This is a genomic window from Bacteroides sedimenti (assembly GCF_040365225.1).
In the GTDB taxonomy this organism is placed as follows: domain Bacteria; phylum Bacteroidota; class Bacteroidia; order Bacteroidales; family Bacteroidaceae; genus Bacteroides; species Bacteroides sedimenti.
Genome location: NZ_AP028055.1, coordinates 529,783 through 547,785, shown reverse-complemented (window position 1 = coordinate 547,785; position 18,003 = coordinate 529,783). Strand labels below are relative to the sequence as shown.

The window sequence follows — 18,003 nt, the reverse complement described above, 5'->3', positions numbered from 1 at the left end:
TACCAGATTAGATATTCTTAGAAAACAAAAACTTAATAAGATTACGTCTGCGAGCGGAACCTATCACACTCCTTGAAAATATACTACTAGGAAATTAAAATCTGTCACCATGTTTTGCCGATTTTCTCTCGATGTTTTTATTTTACTCCTAGTCAGAAATCCGAGAGATATAGTGAGGCTAAGTTTTCCAACTGAGCCGAGCCTACATGTTCATGCTTGAAACAAAAAACGCCCGCAAATATCTATTTGCAGGCGTCTCAAATTGATAGCGGAAGCTGGGGGAACATATACTTTGCTCATACACAGACTCATATACTAGCCGGTACGAAACGAGTACGAAATTAGCCAATGCCTCTAAAATTTATACTCGCTTTGACTATAGCTATAGCTTCTATGCAGCTCTTATCTATTATCAAAGAGTCGCCTCCTTCGGCAAAGTTCAACAGCGTAACTTTATCAGGCTCTCCGGGAATAGTCTTAACATATTTGCAGAGTGTATAAAACTCGCCACCCATGTTTACACCTACAAGGTAAATCTCCCCGGATATAATATAGCTGAGGTCTTTAATCTCAGAAAAGGCTACAATATCCCCGGGCTTGATAAGTGGGTACATGCTATCATTAATAACATATAAAGCTCCGTCGCATTTAGGCGACCTCGGAATTTTAATAGAGTCTACAGCGTAGGGTTCTTTATTGTTTAGGAAAGACCGAAGGCTTAATCCCGGGCGCATTCTGAAAAGTGGTATTGCACCCTCCTCTTTTTTGGATGGTGTATCTGGAGTTGGAAGGTTTATGACGTCCGGGTGAGTTATTTCTTGCACTGGGTCAGCCCACAAAGCTAGAAGTCTATCGGCACTCGTTCTGTAGTGGGTAGCAATATTAACAATGGTGTCTAGCGACAAAGCACACGTGCCATTGATTTGATTGTTCAGGGTCTTTTGCGAAACCCTCAGTTCTTTTGATAAGGAATTAACAGAATCACCATGCTGTCTCAGCAGTTCTCTAATACGCTCCTTAATTTGTTGGTTATCAACAGTTTTCATATATAAATGGGTAATGGTTAGTCTTATTTTAAGTAATCAGAGTGTTAATGTATGTTAAGAAATGGACTAATAATTTGCTAATTAGAAATCTGTTTCTATCTTTGCATCAGTTAGTTCTAATTACTGATTCTTAAAACAGGAAATATTACCAGTTTTAAACAATTTAGAAAGAGCTAATCTCTCAATTCTTAGCCATATATTTCTAACGAATAGAAATTAAATACAAAAGCTAGACATCGAGAGCAGCAAAGTTAGAAACTATATTCCATATAAGCAATCAGCTTAATATAGTTTAACCTTAATTGCCAGAGATTAACAATTTGAAAACACAAAAATAAAAACGACATGAAAGTACCACAATTTTACACCTCGAAGGAGGTATGCCAGCGCTTAAAGATAAGCGACAGAACCCTCAAAAGGAAAGTGGCAGAGGGGCTTATCAATTTCAGCAAAGCTCCGGGGCTGACCAGTCCTTTGAAATTCACGGAGGAAGATATCAATACTTTTATTAATAAGCACATGCGGATATGATGTATGTTACTAGGCTACGGGTAGTAACGGAAGGTCGAAAGACGGTATCTCACAAGCTAGGAATAGCTGTACGCGACTTAGAGCGTTACCGAGAACTACTTAAAGACTATTTCGGAAAGGTCGCAGCTTTATACTTTGAATATTTCGAATTAGAATAATTATTAACTCCTAAAAAACAAAAAGGTATGCAATCACAAGCGCGACAACTAAAAAGAGGACAAGCTATTATGCTTTATGACTCCTCAGTGAAAAAAATCTCGGTAGTAACGAGAAAAGGGAACAGCAGAAAGTGGAAGCACGTACAGCAGCACCCACGCCGAATACAAGAGGCAGAGCAGATGTACATTCAACGCGTAACTGCTCCCGTCCCAGATTGGCTAGTTAAAGCTACAACGTCTAAACACAGACACGCGGTGATAGACAAAAACTAACCAAACGCAACGCTCTTACAATCGCTCTTTGACATGATGGACAATTCTTTAGTAGAAAATAACTAAGCTGCTGTGCTACGAAAGCTGGCAAGTGATAAAGGTAAAATAATTAGAGCGATACCCATAAATCACGCAAAGCACGAGCACAGTGGCTTACAGTACACAACAATTTAACACTTTAAAAACTATGAACTTAGAATTGAATGTAACATTAACCGCGTCTCCATCTTTAGAGGCGCTAGTCGAAAAACTGATAGCTGCTGTTTCCGGGGAGCAATTCCAAAGAGGAATAAAGATATCAAACGAAGGAACAGTTTCCATGCAGGAAGAACCAACGGAGAAAGTAGCAGAGAAGCCTAAAGCTCGAAAGAGTAGTAAAGCGGCGCAAGTCAGAACGGATATGACCGCAGAAGCAATGCAAGAAGCTCCAAAAACTGAGGAAAGTAAGCCACAAAATGAACAAGGGCTTCCTGACTCGGAGGAACTGAGAGCATTATGCGTTCAACTAGCAAGAGACGGAAAGCGTAAAGAAGCTAAGGACGCTCTTACCTCTCACGGGGTAGAGTCAATCGGAGAGCTTATGGAAACCGCCCCTGAGAATATTCATTCTTTCCATGCCACTTTAAAGGCTCTTATATATGGCTAAGAAGGAACAAGAAAAAGCACATGCGCTGCTGTCCCCTTCTGGGGCAGCTCGCTGGATGATATGCACCCCTTCGGCTGTATTAGAGTCTCAGTTCCCGGATAAAACATCGGACGCCGCCGAGGAAGGCACTCTAGCCCACCTTTTAGGCGAAACGATAATCCGGAACAGACTAGGAAGGGTTTCTGATAAGGCTTTCGCAGATGCTATGGTTAATATCAAGAAGCACAAGTTCTACTCTCCTGAAATGCTGGACTACATGAATGCCTATGCGGACTTCGTGTTAGACGAGCTTACCGCTTCCCGGGTTATTTGTCCGGATGCGGAGATAGAGGTAGAGGTGCAGCTTAATTTATCCGACTACATGCAAGATGCTTTCGGAACAGGGGATATCGGAATAGTATCTGACAAGGTGCTAAAGGTTATCGACCTGAAATACGGTAAGGGCGTAAAGGTAAGCTGTGTAGATAACATACAGATGAAAATATACGCTCTTGGATTCCTTGCCATATACGACATAGCGTATGACATAGAAGAAGTCCAAATGACTATCTACCAGCCTCGAATGGATAATATATCCTCGTACACAATGAAGGTGAAAGACTTACGGGATTGGGCTGAAAATGAGCTCAAACCTAAAGCTAAACTCGCTTTCGACGGACTGGGAGAGTATGTTCCTAGTGATAAGTGCCAGTTCTGTAAAGCCAAAAACCGATGCAGGGCTTTGGCTATGAAAAACCTAGAGGCACTTAAATACGAGTTCCAAGACCCAGACTTATTATCGGATAAGGAAATAACCGAGATACTTACCTATACTGATATGCTTGTATCATGGGCTAATTCTATATCCGGATATGCTCTCCAAGAGGCACTGAACGGTAAGAAATGGGAAGGCTTCAAACTGGTAGAAGGCCGAAGCGTCCGGGTAATAACCGACGACGAAAAAGCGGCAGAAATTCTATCAAAAGAAGGCTTCACAGATGAACAGATATTCACTCGCAAACTGGCGGGTATTACTTCCCTCGAGAAGTTAGTCTCAAAGGCTAAGTTCAACGAGTTACTAGCAGGATTAATCGACAAACCGCAGGGCAAGCCAACGCTAGTCCCGGAATGCGATAGCCGACCGGAGTTCAACGGCATTGAGCAAGCAAAAGCAGATTTTCAATAATTAATAACCTAAAGACAAAATTACAATTATGGCAAAAGTAGTAACAGGAAAAGTTAGATTTTCTTACGCACATGTTTTCACACCTCATGCAATTGAGGAAGGACAAGAACCTAAGTATTCAGTATCTATTATTATCCCTAAAAAGGATAAGAAGACAATAGCTAAGATTCGGGAGGAAATCGAGAAGCTAACGAAAGAGTTCCTCCAAGCTAAAGGGCTAACCAAACTCCCGGCTAAGTTCTATATTCCTCTAAGAGACGGGGACGAGGAAAGAGAGGACGACCCAGCGTATGCAAACTCCATGTTCCTCGGAGCTAGCAGCAAGCGCAAACCCCAGATTGTAGACGACAGTGTACAGCCTATTATAGACTCTGACGAGTTCTACAGCGGTTGCTACGGTCGCGCTTCGATTAATCTGTTCTTGTTTGATAAAGCCGGGAACAAGGGTATCGGCGTAGGACTTAACAACCTACAAAAGCTGGAAGATGGAGAGCGTCTGGGAGGTGGAAGCACTGCCGAAGAAGACTTCGGAAGCGAAGACTCAGACTGGTAATCCGCACACAACACAAGCACAAGGGGCAGCATGGTTCTGCCCCTTCTAAACACAACACACAAAATGCGAAAACTATCTATAGACATAGAGACCTATTCAGAGGCAGACCTTCCTAATTGTGGTGTATATCGCTACGTAGAAGACCCCTCTTTCGAAATACTTCTCTTTGCCTATGCTTTTGACGACGAGCCTGTAGAGATAGTAGACCTCGCACGAGGGGGAGTACTCCCTTTTAAGGTAAAGCTAGCTCTTTTTGATTCCAACGTATTAAAGACAGCATTTAACGCAAACTTCGAGATTACGTGTCTTAACAAGTACTTACTTGAAAGCACGGGATTTAGGCTACGTGAGTCGCAGTGGGAATGCACTAGAGTTCGCTCGGCTGTAGCCGGACTGCCTCTTTCGCTGGAAGCTGCTGCAAAGGTGCTTATGCTGGAGGAACAAAAAATGAGGGAAGGAAAAGCCCTTATTCGATATTTCTCCATGCCCTGTAAACCTACAAAAGCAAATGGGTATAGGTCGAGAAACCTCCCGGAGCATGACCTTGCTAAATGGGAAATATTCAAAACCTATTGTAAACAGGACGTATCGACCGAGAGAGCGATTAGCAACAAGCTGCAAAACATAGAGATAACTCCTACGGAGCAGGCTCTTTGGGAACTAGACCAGAAAATCATATCCCGGGGAATTGAGTTGGATATGGAGCTGGTTCAAAACGCAATTAGCCTAGATACAGAAATCAGGGAAGACCTACTCTGGAAAGCTGAAAAGCTAACCGGGCTAGACAACCCTAACTCTGTTTCTCAGTTGAAAAGCTGGCTAGAGGGCGAAGGAACGGAAGTACCGAAGTCGTTGTCAAAAGACTCTGTATCAGAACTGCTAGGAAGCGGGGAGCTTTCTAAAGAAGCTGAGGAGATGCTTAGGATAAGGCAGGAACTTTCAAAGACCTCTGTTAAGAAGTATCAAGCTATGGCTCGCGCTGTATGCACAGATGGTCGAGTACGCGGCTTGCTTCAATTCTATGGGGCTAACCGTACAGGACGCTGGGCTGGAAGACTGGTGCAGGTACAGAACCTCCCGAGGAACAAGCACCCGGAGCTAGACCTTGCTAGGGAACTGGTTAAGGATAAAGACAGAGTTATGCTGGAGATGTGTTTCGGAAACGTACCTAATATCCTCTCTGAGTTAATCCGGACTGCCTTCGTTGCTAAAGAAGGATGCACCTTATTGGTAGCTGACTACTCCGCAATCGAGGCAAGAGTTATAGCTTGGCTGGCAGATGAACAGTGGGTGCTGGACGTATTCAACTCGCACGGTAAAATCTATGAAGCCACAGCTGCTCAAATGTTCGGAGTTCCTATAGAGAGCGTTACGAAGGGAAGCGGACTACGGGACAGGGGGAAAGTCGCTCAGTTAGCTTGCGGCTATCAGGGAGGGGTTGCAGCCCTTACCGCTATGGACGTAGCAGGAAAGATTCCGGACGAAGAAAAGCCGGGTCTTGTTAAGAACTGGAGAGACGCTAACCCGAACATTGTAAAACTATGGGGTAAAATCGAAAGGGCAGCTGTTAAAGCCGTTAAAGAAAAAACGGTCGTAACAATAGCCCACGGGGTTAAATTCATAGGACAGCGCAATTTCCTTTTCGTTGAACTCCCTTCCGGGAGAAGACTTGCCTACCCTAAAGCCAGAATGGTAGTTAACCGCTTCGGCAGAGAGGCTATCCAGTACGAGGGTCTTATACAGGTAACTAATAAGTGGGGTAAGATTGACACCTACGGGGGTAAACTTACTGAGAACATTGTACAGGCGATTGCTAGGGACTGCCTAGCCTTTGCTTTGTTGAACCTTGAAAACGCAGGCTATAGAGTCTGTATGCACATACACGACGAGGTTGTCATAGAGAACGAAAGTGCCGACAATCTCGAGGACGTCTGCCGGATTATGGCTCTCCCTATACCATGGGCTGAGGGGCTACCTCTTAGAGCAGACGGATTCACGACAAATTTCTATAAAAAAGATTAGAACTATGAAAAAAGGACTAACGGTGCTCAGCCTGTTTGACGGCATGAGCTGCTGCCGCATAGCCCTCGAGAGGGCTGGAATTCAAGTATCGAAGTACTTCGCGTCTGAAATAAAAGACATAGCGATAAAAGTAACTAGGCATAACTATCCCGATACAATACACATAGGAGACGTTACAAAGGTATCATTTAAAGATGGTATTCTACACACAGAGAACGGAGACTTTGAAGTGGGTCACATAGACCTACTAGCTGGGGGTTCTCCCTGTCAGGATTTATCCATTGCGAATAGGACACAATCGGGTTTGGGAGGAAGCAAAAGCTCTCTTTTCTGGGAATACGAAAGGCTAAAGAAGGAAATAAACCCGACTTACTTTATCCTTGAAAATGTGGGTTCTATGCCAAAGTTTGACCGTATGCTGATATCAGAGGCTCTCGGGGCTACGGGGGTGAAGATAAACTCTTCCTTAGTGTCAGGACAGCTAAGGGATAGGATATACTGGACGAATATTTGGGAGAGAGAGAGAGAAATTCCAATTCCGAAAGACAGAGGAATTATGCTATCCGACGTGCTAGATAGCGGATGGACGGAAAGAAAAAAAATCCAATTGCATACTTGCTAGGTACGCATACGCTTATAAATACGCCCTAAAAGACGAAAAATATAAGAGTGCTCACACTCAGGAGGTGCTCGTAAAAAGGCATAAAAAGGGATTTATGACCCTGATTCACGAGGATGGGCACATGCGTTTTATGACCCGAAGGGAGCTTGAAAGACTACAGACTGTTCCCGAAGGATATACTGACGTACTTGACTATGCGGACGCCGCCGATGTACTTGGGGATGGCTGGACGGTAGATGTAATAGCCCACATATTTGCAGGAATTAAATGCTAACACAAAAGATTAGAACTATGAACGACAAATTTCTATAAAAAAGATTAGAACTATGAAAAAAGGACTAACGGTGCTAAGCCTGTTTGACGGCATGAGCTGTGGACAAATAGCCCTGAGGAAGATAGGATTGCCCCTAGAGAAATACTACGCCTCCGAGGTTGACAGACACGCGATTGCCCAGACGATGCTCAACTTCCCCGAAACCCTTCAGCTGGGGGACGTTACGAAAATAAACCCGGAGGAACTAGGGAAAATAGACATACTAATAGGAGGCAGCCCTTGTCAGTCATTCAGTTTCGCAGGTAAGAGAAATGGGATGGCAACGACTGAGAACGAGGAGATATACACTCTTGAACGATACATTGAGTTAAAGGGGCAGGGGTTTGAATTTGAAGGGCAGAGCTACTTGTTTTGGGAGTACATACGTATTCTGACAGAACTGAGGAAACGTAATCCAGAAATAAAATTCTTGCTAGAGAACGTTAAGATGCAGGAAAAATGGGAAAAAGTACTAAGCAAAGCCATCGGTGTACCCCCTACCCTCCTAGATTCTAAGTCGGTATCCGCACAAAGGAGACAGAGGCTGTACTGGACTAACATCTACTATCGTTTAGACCCTGACCGAATAGAGGAGGACTACACAATACCCCCTCTCCCCGAGAAGGGCATTATACTTAAAGATATTCTATGCCAAAACGTACCTGAGAAATACATTTTGTCTCATCTGAACGATAAACCCCGAAAGCTCACAGCGAATTATATGCAGCTCCTAGAAACCTATTTTGACAGCGATTACAGATTTTGGTACGATACGGGGAGTCACGGAACACTCCTAGCTAAAGGGGTCGCTAGTACGGGAGTGTACACAGAGGGTACTATAAGAAGGCTCACCCCTACGGAGTGCTCACGATTGCAGACTATACCTGACTGGTATAGGTGGGGGTGCAGTGAAGCTCAACAGTATAAGATGCTAGGAAACGGCTGGACGGTAGATGTAATAGCCCACATATTTGCAGGAATTAAATGTTAACACAAAAGATTAGAACTATGAACGACAAATTAGATTTAGTACAAATTTTGAAAAACGCGCCGGAGGGTACGGAACTTTATTCTCCTATTTTTGGAGTAGTATATTTATTCAAAACATGCCCTCCGGATTTACACCAAATAAAATGCCGTGAGAAAACTGGGAGACCTATTAGCTTTGACCTCTCGGGTAGATATTATGGGGCATATCCAGAAGGAGAGTGCATGTTATTCCCCTCAAAGGAATGTAGGGACTGGTCTAAATTCAGAATTGACCTTCCAAGAGATACTCCGGTAATGATTAAGAGTCCCAGTAATGATGGATGGAGGCTCAGATACTACGCTGAGAACGGGAGTGCATATCCAGATGGTTATAAATCCGATAAGGGATTTGCTCCGGTCTACTGGGGTTATATTATACCAGTATCTGAGTTCAACTTCGAAAACCCTACAACCGAGGGCAAAACTAACTACGGTACTTATGGTAGGTAGAGTAGAGGGTCTAAGGATAATAGCTGCCTATTGGGCGGCTAAGACCAGAACTAGCCAAGAGGAATTGCAGGAATTGCTAGAGCAAATAGACAGTAACACCCACGCCACTGAGGAAAATATCATAGCCCTATCGCGTAAGGGAATACTGATATTCCACGTATTACGAGGGCGCTCGGAAACTTTGGAACGATGCAAAAAGGGCAAACTAACCTCAGAGGAAGTACTTGACAAGCTGTATAAGGTAGCTACATGCCAGATATGATGCGAAAGATAATAAGCGCCATACTTGGCGCAGCTGTAGGATATAGCCTATTTGCGGCAGAGCTAGGAGACTTTACGTTCTTAATGGGGCTGCAATCCAACCTAGTAGCCCCTATCCTATTATGCCTCTTAGTTACAGCTATGGTGGCGGCATTCTTCATCTGGATAGCCGTATCGCTGCTAGGAGAAATTATTTCAGATTATAAATCTCAAAACTTAAAAACAGATAAAACTATGGAAAATTTTTATAAAGTCGGGGATAAAGTCCTCGTTAAATCGAGAGAATGGTATGAAACCAGCAAAGACTCCGACGGTCGCGTTGAGTGCGTTGGCGATACGTTTATGCCCCAAATGGAAGAACTATGCGGTAAAGTAGGAACTATCAGGAGAGAGCACCTGTCTAGGAATGGCCATATTCTCTATAAGCTTTACTTCAAAGACGTAAATCCTGAGCAAGACTGTTGGTTTACGTATGATATGCTCGAAGGCAAAATAGTGGAAACGGATATCAAAGACCTAAAAATCGGCGATAAAGTTCTGCTTAAATCTAAGGAATGGTACGACAAGAGTCGTAAGACAGCAGATGGGGGTATAACTTTATCTCAGTATTATTTTAACCCAGATATGGCTAGATACTTAGGTAAAGTAGTACACGTTATTGGAAAAGAATATGACTATCATAGAGATTTTGGATACATAAAAATATCCGAAGACGGCCGATGTTGGGACTGGACGTCTGAAATGATTGAAGGTAAGTTGGTATCTCCAGAAGATGCAAGTGCTGCCCTAGAGTCTGTTACTTTCGAAAAGAAAGACGAACCATTGTTCAAAAACCCAGACGGGACTACGAACCTGTTAGCCAAAGCGGCTCATATCCTTAATGGAGACAGGCAAGCCGACTACTCAGACCCGGTAGAGAACTTCGAGACAATTGCTAAGATTGCATCTATTCTCAACGGCAGAGAGGAAACACCGGAGACTTGCGTTAGCGTAATGATGGCAGTTAAGCTAGCGCGTGAAGCCTTTAAGCACAAGGAAGACAACTTGATAGACCTTTCGGCTTACGCAGAGATACGTAACCGTATTTTTGAGAAGAAAGGAGGTAAGGCATGATAGGCTTCATATTAATACTAGCCGTTATAGGCATAGCAGTTGCGTGGGCTATACAGGAAGACCGGATAGAGTCAGACATAGCTAGGATTCTCGATGGAAAAGAAATTATTATGGCTAAGGCGCATACCCTAGAAGACCTAGAGTGTCAACTACAGAGGGTAATGCGTTCAGATACGTATTCCATCACTAGGACAACTACCCCGTCAGTTATGAGGAATGGGGCTGTTAGAGATAGGTTTAAGGTGCTTTACTTCCGAGGCTCTTACTATGTGATTACTACAAAATCAAGCACTTAGCACTAAGCCGACTCTCCGCAGCAAGGAGAGTCGGCTTCTCCCAGAGAATAACTTTTTAAATTGAAATACAAGTGAACAAGGACATCAGCAAAATTCGGTATGACACAGAGCTCGCAATAGCGGTAGGAAAAAGCCGTAAGGACACTAACTGGAAAAACAAAAGGGTTCGTTGGAAAGCCCTACTGGAAAAGCTATCTAAGGAGCACAGAACGCACGAAAGCTCAAAAGAGTATAAGAGTGCGTCTCGTGACAGAAAAGCTGAAATAAAGGACGTAGGAGGCTTTGTCGCAGGGTATATAAAAGAGGGTAGACGTAAGTCGGAGAATATAGTCTCCCGAAGTGCGCTGACTCTCGATATAGACTACGCTACTGAGGACTTGTGGGAAACAGTTAAAGACTTCTTTCCTTTTGCCTCATGCGTCTACTCCACGCACTCGCATACTCCAGAGTCCCCTAGACTAAGGCTTATTATACCTCTTAGCCGGGAAGTCTCTCCAGAGGAATATGAGGCCGTGGCAAGAAAGGTAGCCGGAGACATAGGGATAGATGCTTTCGACGACACCACGTTTGAGCCAGCCAGACTAATGTACTGGCAGAGTACGCCGGACGACGGAGAGTATATATTCGACTACAACGACGCCCCTATCCTAGACCCGGACAAAGAGCTTTCGCGCTACAGAGATTGGACGGATAGGAGCCAGTGGCCTGTGTCCTCACGAGTTGGCAAAGTTCTCGAAAAGGAACGTAAGAAGCTGGGAGACCCCCGGGAAAAATCGGGGGTAATCGGGGCTTTTAATAGAGCCTACGACATACACGAAGCGATAAGCACATTCCTTCGAGACATCTACGAGCCTTGCGATATTAGCCCTGACAGGTACACCTATACCGGAGGCTCTACGTCTGGAGGGCTTGTGACCTATGACGACTCTTACGCATGTAGCCATCATAGCACAGACCCGTGTTGCGGTCGTACCCTCAACGCTTTTGACCTAGTTAGAGTTCACATGTTTGGCGAGCTTGACGACAAGGATAAAGACACTATCCCGGTTAACAAGCTGCCGAGTTTTAAGGCTATGGAGGGGTTTGCCGCTAAGGACGAGAAGGTCAAGAGGGCTATACTTGAGGCAAACAGCCAAGAGGTTAGCGCCGATTTTTCAGAGCCGATAGACCCGGACGACGAACTAGATAGCGACGAGGCGCTAGACCTATTAGCCAAAGAACTTGAATACGACGGTCGGGGGCAGATACTCCAGACAATAAACAACGCGGCCGCTATCCTAAAGTACGACCCTTTGCTAAGAGGTACTTTCGCCTATAACGAGTTTGACGCTAGAGAGGTGGCGCTAAGGGACTTACCGTGGAGAAAAGTAAATAAATCTAACCGGAGTTTAGTTGACTCTGACGACTCGCAACTTCGGCAATATATCGAAAAATATTATAAAATTATGAGCAAGTCAGTGATACAGGATGCTTTGCAGAACACAGTAACCAATAACAGGTTTAACCCGGTAAAGGACTATTTAGATAGCCTAGTCTGGGATGGAACTCCGAGGATTGAAAACCTCCTCATAGAGTTCTTAGGTGCAGAAGATACGCCATATACCCGGGCGGTTATGCGCAAAGTTATGATTGCCGCAGTGGCAAGGATTTACGAGCCGGGTAAGAAGTTCGACAACGTGCTTACCCTCGTAGGTTCTCAGGGTGTAGGAAAATCAACCTTTGTCCGGATGCTCGGTAAGGACTGGTACTCGGATAGCTTCAACTCCATACAAGGCAGAGAGGCTTACGAGAGCATACAGGGCGTATGGATTATGGAAATGGGTGAGCTGGCAGGTCTTCGTAAAGTGGAGATGGAGACAGTTAAGCACTTCCTATCCAAGTGCGACGACCGCTACCGGGTTGCTTACGGGAGACGTACACAAACGTTTAAGCGGCAGTGCGTATTCATAGGTACTACCAACGACTACGACTTTTTGAAAGACCCTACGGGCAACCGCAGGTTCTGGCCTGTAGAGGTTGGGATTACTATCCCTAATCGAAGACCGTGGGAGATAAAACCCGAGGAGGTAGATAGCTTCTGGGCTGAGGCTGTAGAGTACTACCTAGCCGGGGAAGAACTTAACCTAACGGGAGAGCTGGAGGAAATGGCAATCATACAACAGGAGCAGCACACAGAGCAAAACGCTCATGCCGCTAAGATTAACGAGTACCTAGACAAGCTCCTACCGGAGAACTGGGACGAACTGGACTTAGTAGACAAGCGTATGCACCTAGCAGGTGGAGAGCTAGTTCCGCAGGGAACTGTAAGGCGAGACCGGGTTACTGTTATGGAGATATGGGAGGAGTATTTCAATCAGCCGGGGGCTAACTTAGACCCTATGAAAAACAGGGAAATACGAAACATCATGCGCCAGAACAAGTCTTGGGAGTCCTTCCGCTTCCGAGTAGGTGGAGAACTGGAACGAGGCTACCGGAGAGTTGTATGAGCTTAGAGAAAAGACTTGAACAAAGGCTTAGGATTGCAGTAAAGCGACGAGGCGGTATAGCTTTGAAGTTTTACTGCTTATCCTATACCGGAATGCCTGACAGGATTATACTTATGCCCGGGGGCAAGGTCTACTTTGTAGAACTGAAATCAGAATACAAAAAACCATCTCCTAGACAGGCATTCGTACATGAGCAGCTGAGGCAGTTAGGCTTCGACGTATCTTACATGAACACCGAAGAACAGCTTACCAGCTTTTTAGATAGAATAATTCAAAACTAGGCAGATATGAAAAAACTATATTTCAAAAGCATAGACGATAACCTCTGTCAATATTTAGAAGATTGCCTGAACGAAGCTAAGGCAGATGGAGAAACAGAAACAGTTACTTTAATTGAAGCTATACCAGAAAGAGTAAGCGGTAATAGATGGTGTACCTTATGCGGTGCTGTAGTAGAACAATCTGAATGTTCCAAGAAAGCATGTTCCTCTTATGATAAGCCATTAAAAGGTAATGCTTGTGCAAATAAAGGACAGCTTTATACTTATGGCAATGAAGTTACTTTTGATATTAAAACAGGAAAACAAATTTAAGCAAAGATGAAAATTAAAACCCGTGCTAAGATTCTGCACAACGTATTACGATACCCAGTAATTTGCATATCAATACCCCTACAATTAATTGCCCTTCTGCTGACTCGCATTGATAAGCTATTAAAGGCAATGCTCTGGGAATGGGGGCTATTCTTATTAAGGCAAACTGGAACGAAATAAGCAGTTATGAGCCCTGAATTAGAGCCGGGCTGGCTTTCGGTTTATTGATTAACACAAAATTATTATGAGCATTTTAGAGATTACCTATAGGGCTAAATGTAAGCATTGTAAGTACTACGATACTTCTCTTAACCCAAAAACGAAACGTAGGCAATCTTACTGCCTACTCCAGCAAGTCTTTATACTCAAAGAGGATTTGGCTTGCAAAGATTTTGAACTTTAAAACGAGTAATTAACACAAAACACGTAAAACTATGAAGTACATTTTAATTCCTATGTTTAAAATAGCAATACTGCTATTTATAGTATTCCTACACGCCCCAGCGCGTATTTTATGGAATATGTTCTACCATCTAAAACTGACTACCCCGAGGACTGCCCTTCTCATGAATGAAGACGTAAGTCTACTGGACTACAGCTTCCGTGATATATTGAAGGATATATTCTCGAAGCAAGGCACTGACGAATTTTTAGAAGGCTAATGCTGAAACGGGAGAACATGTATAACTACCAGAAGTTCTCCACCAAGCATATACTCTCCCACCCCTATGCCGGATTATTTCTGGATATGGGGCTGGGAAAGACGGTATGCTCCCTTACCGCTGTGGACGACTTAATGTTCGACCGCTTAGAGGTGGATAAGCCACTTATCATTGCCCCTAAGCGCGTTGCAGAGAGTACATGGCCGGACGAGGTTAGTAGGTGGGAACATCTGAAACATCTTCGAGTCTCGGTAATAACCGGGACGCCTAAGCAGAGGCTAGCAGCTCTCGAGGCTAAAGCGGACATATATGTAATCAATCGGGAAAACGTAGCTTGGCTGGTAGACTACTACGGCAAGAAGTTTCCTTTCGACATGCTTATAATCGACGAGCTATCCAGCTTCAAGAGCCCTAAAGCTGTCCGGTTTAAAAAGCTAAAGGCCGTACGCCCTATGCTAAAGAGGGTAGTAGGCTTAACAGGTACTCCTAGCCCTAATAGCTACATAGACCTGTGGAGTCAGTTGTATCTTCTGGATATGGGGCAGCGACTTGGAAAGTCTGTATCTACCTTCCGGGGTACTTATTTTAAGCCGGGCAGAACTAACGGGCAAGTGGTCTTTGACTATGTACTACTACCCATGATGGCCGAGGAGATACAGAGCCGGATATCGGATATCTGCATATCCATGAAGTCCGAGGACTACCTAGAGCTGCCTGACCGGATAGACCACTTTATTAAAGTCAAGCTATCCAAAGAGGATATGCAGAAGTACAGGGAGTTTGAAAAGAACTACGTTCTAAGTCTTCCGGACGAGGAGATATCAGCCGTTAACGCTGCATCTCTCTCCAACAAGCTGCTGCAATATGCCAACGGAGCAGTGTACGACGACGAAAAAAACTATCACGTAGTACACGACGCGAAGCTAGAAGCCCTCGAGGAAATAATAGAGTCAGCCAACAGCCCGGTTATGGTTGCTTATGCGTATAAGCACGACTTAGACCGTATTAATGCTAGGCTGAAAACCTATAAGCCTCGTATGCTTAACACGAAGCAGGATGAAAAGGACTGGAACGAAGGCAAGATTAGGGTTCTGCTGGTTCACCCAGCCAGCGTAGGGCACGGACTTAACCTCCAATTTGGCGGACATAATCTGGTGTGGTTCGGAAACACGTTTAGCCTAGAGCTGTATATGCAGCTCAACAAGAGGCTACACAGAAACGGGCAGAAGCACCCGGTATTGATTTACCACCTAATAACGGAGGGTACACATGATGAAGATGCCATTAAGGCTCTTACTAGAAAAGACGCGGCGCAATCGTCGCTAATGGAATGCATAAAAGCACGAATAAAACTTATCAAAGAGCAGACATGAAAAGAAAAGGTATGAGAAGAATCGTTAGTCGTATCTCCCTAGAGAAGTACGAGCGTCTGGAGCGAGTAAGGAAAAAGCACGGGTTTAAATCTATATATCAGATTGTCGCATACCTTATAGACTGCTTCTTACGAGCCACTGACCCGAGAGAGTACGAAGACCCTGTTCATGATGAAATAAAACTCATGTTCAGGGAGGTAGCGGGCTGGAGTGATTGCCCTTCTCCTTAACCGCATACCCCCGAAAAGGGGGTATCGTTTTTAATTATAAAGGGGGTATCGTTTTTAACTAATAAAGTATTTATGGAAAACAAGTCTCAACTATTTGTCAACGCAAACAACAAGCCCTTCATAGACAATTTCATGGAGAGGCACTATGAAAAACTAGCCCAAAAATTCCGGGCACACGACAACAAAATTAATTCAAGAGGTAACTCGTCTATGGATATTCTGCATGACACAATTCTGGCGCTCTATAGGGCTCCGGATAACTTCGAATCGCAGAAAGAGGCAGACGAATGCATACACGCAAAGTTCAGAGGTATAGCGCAAGTGCCAAAAGCCCCAAAGCTAAGACCTGTAGAAGCACCACTGATTTAAGATAACTAAATGAAACTACTAAGAATTGTCCATCATGCGGAAGCGGAAAGCCCGAAGCACCTAAGAGCCGAATTTATTAAAGGCGAAAAGGTTGCTAGGGCTTTCTGGCGTTGAGGCTTGTTGCTGGTGAGGCTTACTTATAAGGATGCGTAAAAGCATGGAGTCATACCCCTACCTCGTGAATCGCGATGGAGGTTCTTCAAAAAGTAGAAGGCTCTCTGGAAAATAAAAATCACTCGAAATTTCTCACGAATCACGCTGAAAATTTTCATGACTCACGCTGAAAATCCAGCTAGTGACCCCCCTAAAAACAGGGGGTCTACTCCCCCGGAAAAATGCTAAAATATTCTCGTTTTCTGACAAAAAAGGGCTATTTTTTAACACTTTGCTCCCTATCAGGGTGTGCCGCCCTTTCGGTTTTTAACATTTCAAAAGTACAAAACTATTAAAATAATTAACATTTATGGCCTCTAAGCAGCAATATAGAAAATTGATAAACTCTAAAAAGTGGCAAAAACTCCGGCTTTTTAAGCTTAAAAATAGCCCTCTTTGTGAACGCTGTTTGCTCTCAGACCGGACAACTCCGGCGTCTGAGGTTCACCACATTACCCCTGTCGAAACAGGGTGTAATGAAATACAAATGAAGCAATTGGCATACGACTACACCAATTTACAGGCTCTTTGCCGGGCGTGTCACGTCGCCGCGCACGTCGAACTACAAAGCAAGAGCAAGCAAGCCGCGAAACAAGCGGCCGCGAATAACACTAATATGTTTTTAGAAAAATATTTCTCATAGGCTTGCTTTTAATCGTTTTGAGGGCTTTTCACCCTATTGGCATATAGTTGTATTATATTATAGTCTAAATTGATTGTAGAGCCTAAAAATAAGCTCTTTGGCGTTATATTGTAACGGTTAACGCGTCCGGATTGTTTTTCACGTACTCGATTTTTTCGGCTCATGCTTTTGCGGAATCGCGAAAAAATCGTGTATAAAGTAAGCCTCTACACGTGATATTGTAGAGGCTTACTTTATAGATGCGGTTGATTTATACGCATTATTCAGTGTATTCTAAACCCGCTATATCTATTACTATATCGCGCTCGATTGCAAGGGCGGCAAAGTCGTTCTTTTGTTTTCATGTCTATTAATTTAAATGATTTGCTTCAAAAATTTAGGCTCGCGTTTATATGGCTTTTTACCTTTGCTGGAGGGTGTTCCCTGTAGCGTTATACCCATTTTTTGACCGTCTACGTAGTAAGATAGATAATAACCCGTAGCACCTTTAATTAAGAGGTGATAGCACTTGTTATCGCCTTTATTAGCTGCAATAACGTTGTAGCCTGTTAGGCTGCTTAATTCTTGAATTGTTTTCATAGCTATTTTTTTTTAAATTGTTTCAAATATACTAAATTTTATTATATCTCAATCCGTCAGAGTGATAAAAGTACTTTTTTGCCTCTCCGGCGCGGTTGCATACTTCGTGCAATTGCATGTATCTGTAATGTATTGCACCCTCTCCAAAAAGTATCTCTGAGGGTGTAGGATTGCGCCAATAGTCCACAACAGCGGGTGTTAATAGGTTTATAAAAGTCGCCCCGTCAATCTTCCCTTTACAGAAAAAAGAATGAAACAAGTACGGGTCAAAACGATACGAGTTTTTAAGCGCCCCGGTTTCAAGGACGAACGCGAAGTTATCGTTCATGCCTTTTTGTTCGAAGAAAAACCAATCAGATAGCATATTCAATGCGGTATATATGCAATCCGCTTCGAATGTTCTCTTTGTTGCTAATACTGTTATCTTCTGCATAGTA

Annotated in this window: 19 protein-coding genes; 16 read left to right on the top strand and 3 right to left on the bottom strand. The window is 43.8% G+C overall.

Going from position 1 to position 18,003, the window contains the following annotated elements; all coding sequences use genetic code 11:
- Positions 1-341: 341 nt before the first annotated feature.
- Entirely contained in the window at positions 342-1,046 is a 705-nt protein-coding gene (locus tag ABWU87_RS02080) for a S24 family peptidase (RefSeq protein WP_353332827.1), read from the bottom strand.
- 345 nt (positions 1,047-1,391) lie between these two features.
- Here ABWU87_RS02080 and ABWU87_RS02075 point away from each other — a divergent pair, with 345 nt between their 5' ends.
- The 16 genes from ABWU87_RS02075 to ABWU87_RS02000 all read left to right on the top strand — a co-directional run bounded on the left by ABWU87_RS02075 (position 1,392) and on the right by ABWU87_RS02000 (position 16,987).
- Positions 1,392-1,577 (top strand): helix-turn-helix domain-containing protein, encoded by a 186-nt coding sequence (locus tag ABWU87_RS02075; RefSeq protein WP_353332825.1) that lies wholly within the window; start codon positions 1,392-1,394, stop codon positions 1,575-1,577.
- Positions 1,578-2,195: 618 nt separating this feature from the next.
- Positions 2,196-2,654, top strand: a complete 459-nt coding sequence (locus ABWU87_RS02070; protein ID WP_353332823.1) for a hypothetical protein — start codon at positions 2,196-2,198, stop codon at positions 2,652-2,654.
- Positions 2,647-3,819, top strand: a complete 1,173-nt coding sequence (locus tag ABWU87_RS02065; RefSeq protein WP_353332821.1) for a DUF2800 domain-containing protein — start codon at positions 2,647-2,649, stop codon at positions 3,817-3,819. Before ABWU87_RS02070 ends, ABWU87_RS02065 begins: the two co-directional genes overlap by 8 nt.
- A gap of 28 nt (positions 3,820-3,847) precedes the next feature.
- A complete protein-coding gene (locus ABWU87_RS02060) occupies positions 3,848-4,372 on the top strand; it encodes a DUF2815 family protein (RefSeq protein WP_353332819.1) in 525 nt (174 codons plus the stop codon).
- A gap of 63 nt (positions 4,373-4,435) precedes the next feature.
- Complete coding sequence (locus ABWU87_RS02055; protein ID WP_353332817.1) at positions 4,436-6,394, top strand: DNA polymerase; 1,959 nt, start codon at positions 4,436-4,438, stop codon at positions 6,392-6,394.
- 4 nt (positions 6,395-6,398) lie between these two features.
- Positions 6,399-7,016, top strand: a complete 618-nt coding sequence (locus ABWU87_RS02050; RefSeq protein ID WP_353332815.1) for a DNA cytosine methyltransferase — start codon at positions 6,399-6,401, stop codon at positions 7,014-7,016.
- Positions 6,970-7,290, top strand: coding sequence for a DNA cytosine methyltransferase (locus ABWU87_RS02045; protein ID WP_353334395.1), 321 nt, complete (start codon positions 6,970-6,972; stop codon positions 7,288-7,290). The genes ABWU87_RS02050 and ABWU87_RS02045 overlap by 47 nt, the downstream gene beginning before the upstream one ends.
- Positions 7,291-7,342: 52 nt before the next feature.
- On the top strand, positions 7,343-8,320 hold the full coding sequence (locus tag ABWU87_RS02040; protein ID WP_353332813.1) for a DNA cytosine methyltransferase: 978 nt from the start codon (positions 7,343-7,345) through the stop codon (positions 8,318-8,320).
- Between the two features lie 17 nt (positions 8,321-8,337).
- Positions 8,338-8,808, top strand: a complete 471-nt coding sequence (locus tag ABWU87_RS02035; RefSeq protein WP_353332811.1) for a hypothetical protein — start codon at positions 8,338-8,340, stop codon at positions 8,806-8,808.
- 258 nt (positions 8,809-9,066) lie between these two features.
- The gene (locus tag ABWU87_RS02030; RefSeq protein WP_353332809.1) at positions 9,067-10,182 is read left to right on the top strand and encodes a DUF6378 domain-containing protein; all 1,116 of its coding nucleotides are present in this window, start codon (positions 9,067-9,069) and stop codon (positions 10,180-10,182) included.
- Between the two features lie 367 nt (positions 10,183-10,549).
- Positions 10,550-12,964 (top strand): virulence-associated E family protein, encoded by a 2,415-nt coding sequence (locus ABWU87_RS02025; protein ID WP_353332807.1) that lies wholly within the window; start codon positions 10,550-10,552, stop codon positions 12,962-12,964.
- On the top strand, positions 12,961-13,245 hold the full coding sequence (locus ABWU87_RS02020; protein ID WP_353332805.1) for a VRR-NUC domain-containing protein: 285 nt from the start codon (positions 12,961-12,963) through the stop codon (positions 13,243-13,245). The genes ABWU87_RS02025 and ABWU87_RS02020 overlap by 4 nt, the downstream gene beginning before the upstream one ends.
- Before the next feature lie 6 nt (positions 13,246-13,251).
- Complete coding sequence (locus tag ABWU87_RS02015; protein WP_353332803.1) at positions 13,252-13,557, top strand: hypothetical protein; 306 nt, start codon at positions 13,252-13,254, stop codon at positions 13,555-13,557.
- Positions 13,558-14,218: 661 nt separating this feature from the next.
- Positions 14,219-15,592 carry a DEAD/DEAH box helicase gene (locus tag ABWU87_RS02010; RefSeq protein ID WP_353332801.1) on the top strand — a complete coding sequence of 458 codons (1,374 nt, stop codon included), beginning with the start codon at positions 14,219-14,221 and terminating at the stop codon, positions 15,590-15,592.
- Between the two features lie 302 nt (positions 15,593-15,894).
- On the top strand, positions 15,895-16,191 hold the full coding sequence (locus tag ABWU87_RS02005; protein ID WP_353332799.1) for a hypothetical protein: 297 nt from the start codon (positions 15,895-15,897) through the stop codon (positions 16,189-16,191).
- A 463-nt stretch (positions 16,192-16,654) separates the two neighbouring features.
- Positions 16,655-16,987, top strand: a complete 333-nt coding sequence (locus tag ABWU87_RS02000) for an HNH endonuclease signature motif containing protein (RefSeq protein ID WP_353332797.1) — start codon at positions 16,655-16,657, stop codon at positions 16,985-16,987.
- 354 nt (positions 16,988-17,341) lie between these two features.
- Here ABWU87_RS02000 and ABWU87_RS01995 read toward each other — a convergent pair whose 3' ends face one another.
- Positions 17,342-17,566, bottom strand: a complete 225-nt coding sequence (locus ABWU87_RS01995; RefSeq protein ID WP_353332795.1) for a hypothetical protein — start codon at positions 17,564-17,566, stop codon at positions 17,342-17,344.
- A gap of 31 nt (positions 17,567-17,597) precedes the next feature.
- Positions 17,598-17,999 (bottom strand): hypothetical protein, encoded by a 402-nt coding sequence (locus ABWU87_RS01990; protein ID WP_353332794.1) that lies wholly within the window; start codon positions 17,997-17,999, stop codon positions 17,598-17,600.
- Between the last annotated feature and the right edge of the window lie 4 nt (positions 18,000-18,003).

What these genes read in the sequence shown, in the direction of transcription:
- ABWU87_RS02050 (WP_353332815.1), top strand. Translation starts at nt 6,399, where the DNA reads ATGAAAAAAGGACTAACGGTGCTCAGCCTGTTTGACGGCATGAGCTGC.
- ABWU87_RS02060 (WP_353332819.1), top strand. Translation starts at nt 3,848, where the DNA reads ATGGCAAAAGTAGTAACAGGAAAAGTTAGATTTTCTTACGCACATGTT.
- ABWU87_RS02015 (WP_353332803.1), top strand. Translation starts at nt 13,252, where the DNA reads ATGAAAAAACTATATTTCAAAAGCATAGACGATAACCTCTGTCAATAT.
- ABWU87_RS02080 (WP_353332827.1), bottom strand. Translation starts at nt 1,046, where the DNA reads ATGAAAACTGTTGATAACCAACAAATTAAGGAGCGTATTAGAGAACTG.
- ABWU87_RS02035 (WP_353332811.1), top strand. Translation starts at nt 8,338, where the DNA reads ATGAACGACAAATTAGATTTAGTACAAATTTTGAAAAACGCGCCGGAG.
- ABWU87_RS02010 (WP_353332801.1), top strand. Translation starts at nt 14,219, where the DNA reads ATGCTGAAACGGGAGAACATGTATAACTACCAGAAGTTCTCCACCAAG.
- ABWU87_RS02030 (WP_353332809.1), top strand. Translation starts at nt 9,067, where the DNA reads ATGATGCGAAAGATAATAAGCGCCATACTTGGCGCAGCTGTAGGATAT.
- ABWU87_RS02020 (WP_353332805.1), top strand. Translation starts at nt 12,961, where the DNA reads ATGAGCTTAGAGAAAAGACTTGAACAAAGGCTTAGGATTGCAGTAAAG.
- ABWU87_RS02065 (WP_353332821.1), top strand. Translation starts at nt 2,647, where the DNA reads ATGGCTAAGAAGGAACAAGAAAAAGCACATGCGCTGCTGTCCCCTTCT.
- ABWU87_RS02070 (WP_353332823.1), top strand. Translation starts at nt 2,196, where the DNA reads ATGAACTTAGAATTGAATGTAACATTAACCGCGTCTCCATCTTTAGAG.
- ABWU87_RS02000 (WP_353332797.1), top strand. Translation starts at nt 16,655, where the DNA reads ATGGCCTCTAAGCAGCAATATAGAAAATTGATAAACTCTAAAAAGTGG.
- ABWU87_RS02040 (WP_353332813.1), top strand. Translation starts at nt 7,343, where the DNA reads ATGAAAAAAGGACTAACGGTGCTAAGCCTGTTTGACGGCATGAGCTGT.
- ABWU87_RS02005 (WP_353332799.1), top strand. Translation starts at nt 15,895, where the DNA reads ATGGAAAACAAGTCTCAACTATTTGTCAACGCAAACAACAAGCCCTTC.
- ABWU87_RS01990 (WP_353332794.1), bottom strand. Translation starts at nt 17,999, where the DNA reads ATGCAGAAGATAACAGTATTAGCAACAAAGAGAACATTCGAAGCGGAT.
- ABWU87_RS01995 (WP_353332795.1), bottom strand. Translation starts at nt 17,566, where the DNA reads ATGAAAACAATTCAAGAATTAAGCAGCCTAACAGGCTACAACGTTATT.
- ABWU87_RS02075 (WP_353332825.1), top strand. Translation starts at nt 1,392, where the DNA reads ATGAAAGTACCACAATTTTACACCTCGAAGGAGGTATGCCAGCGCTTA.
- ABWU87_RS02055 (WP_353332817.1), top strand. Translation starts at nt 4,436, where the DNA reads ATGCGAAAACTATCTATAGACATAGAGACCTATTCAGAGGCAGACCTT.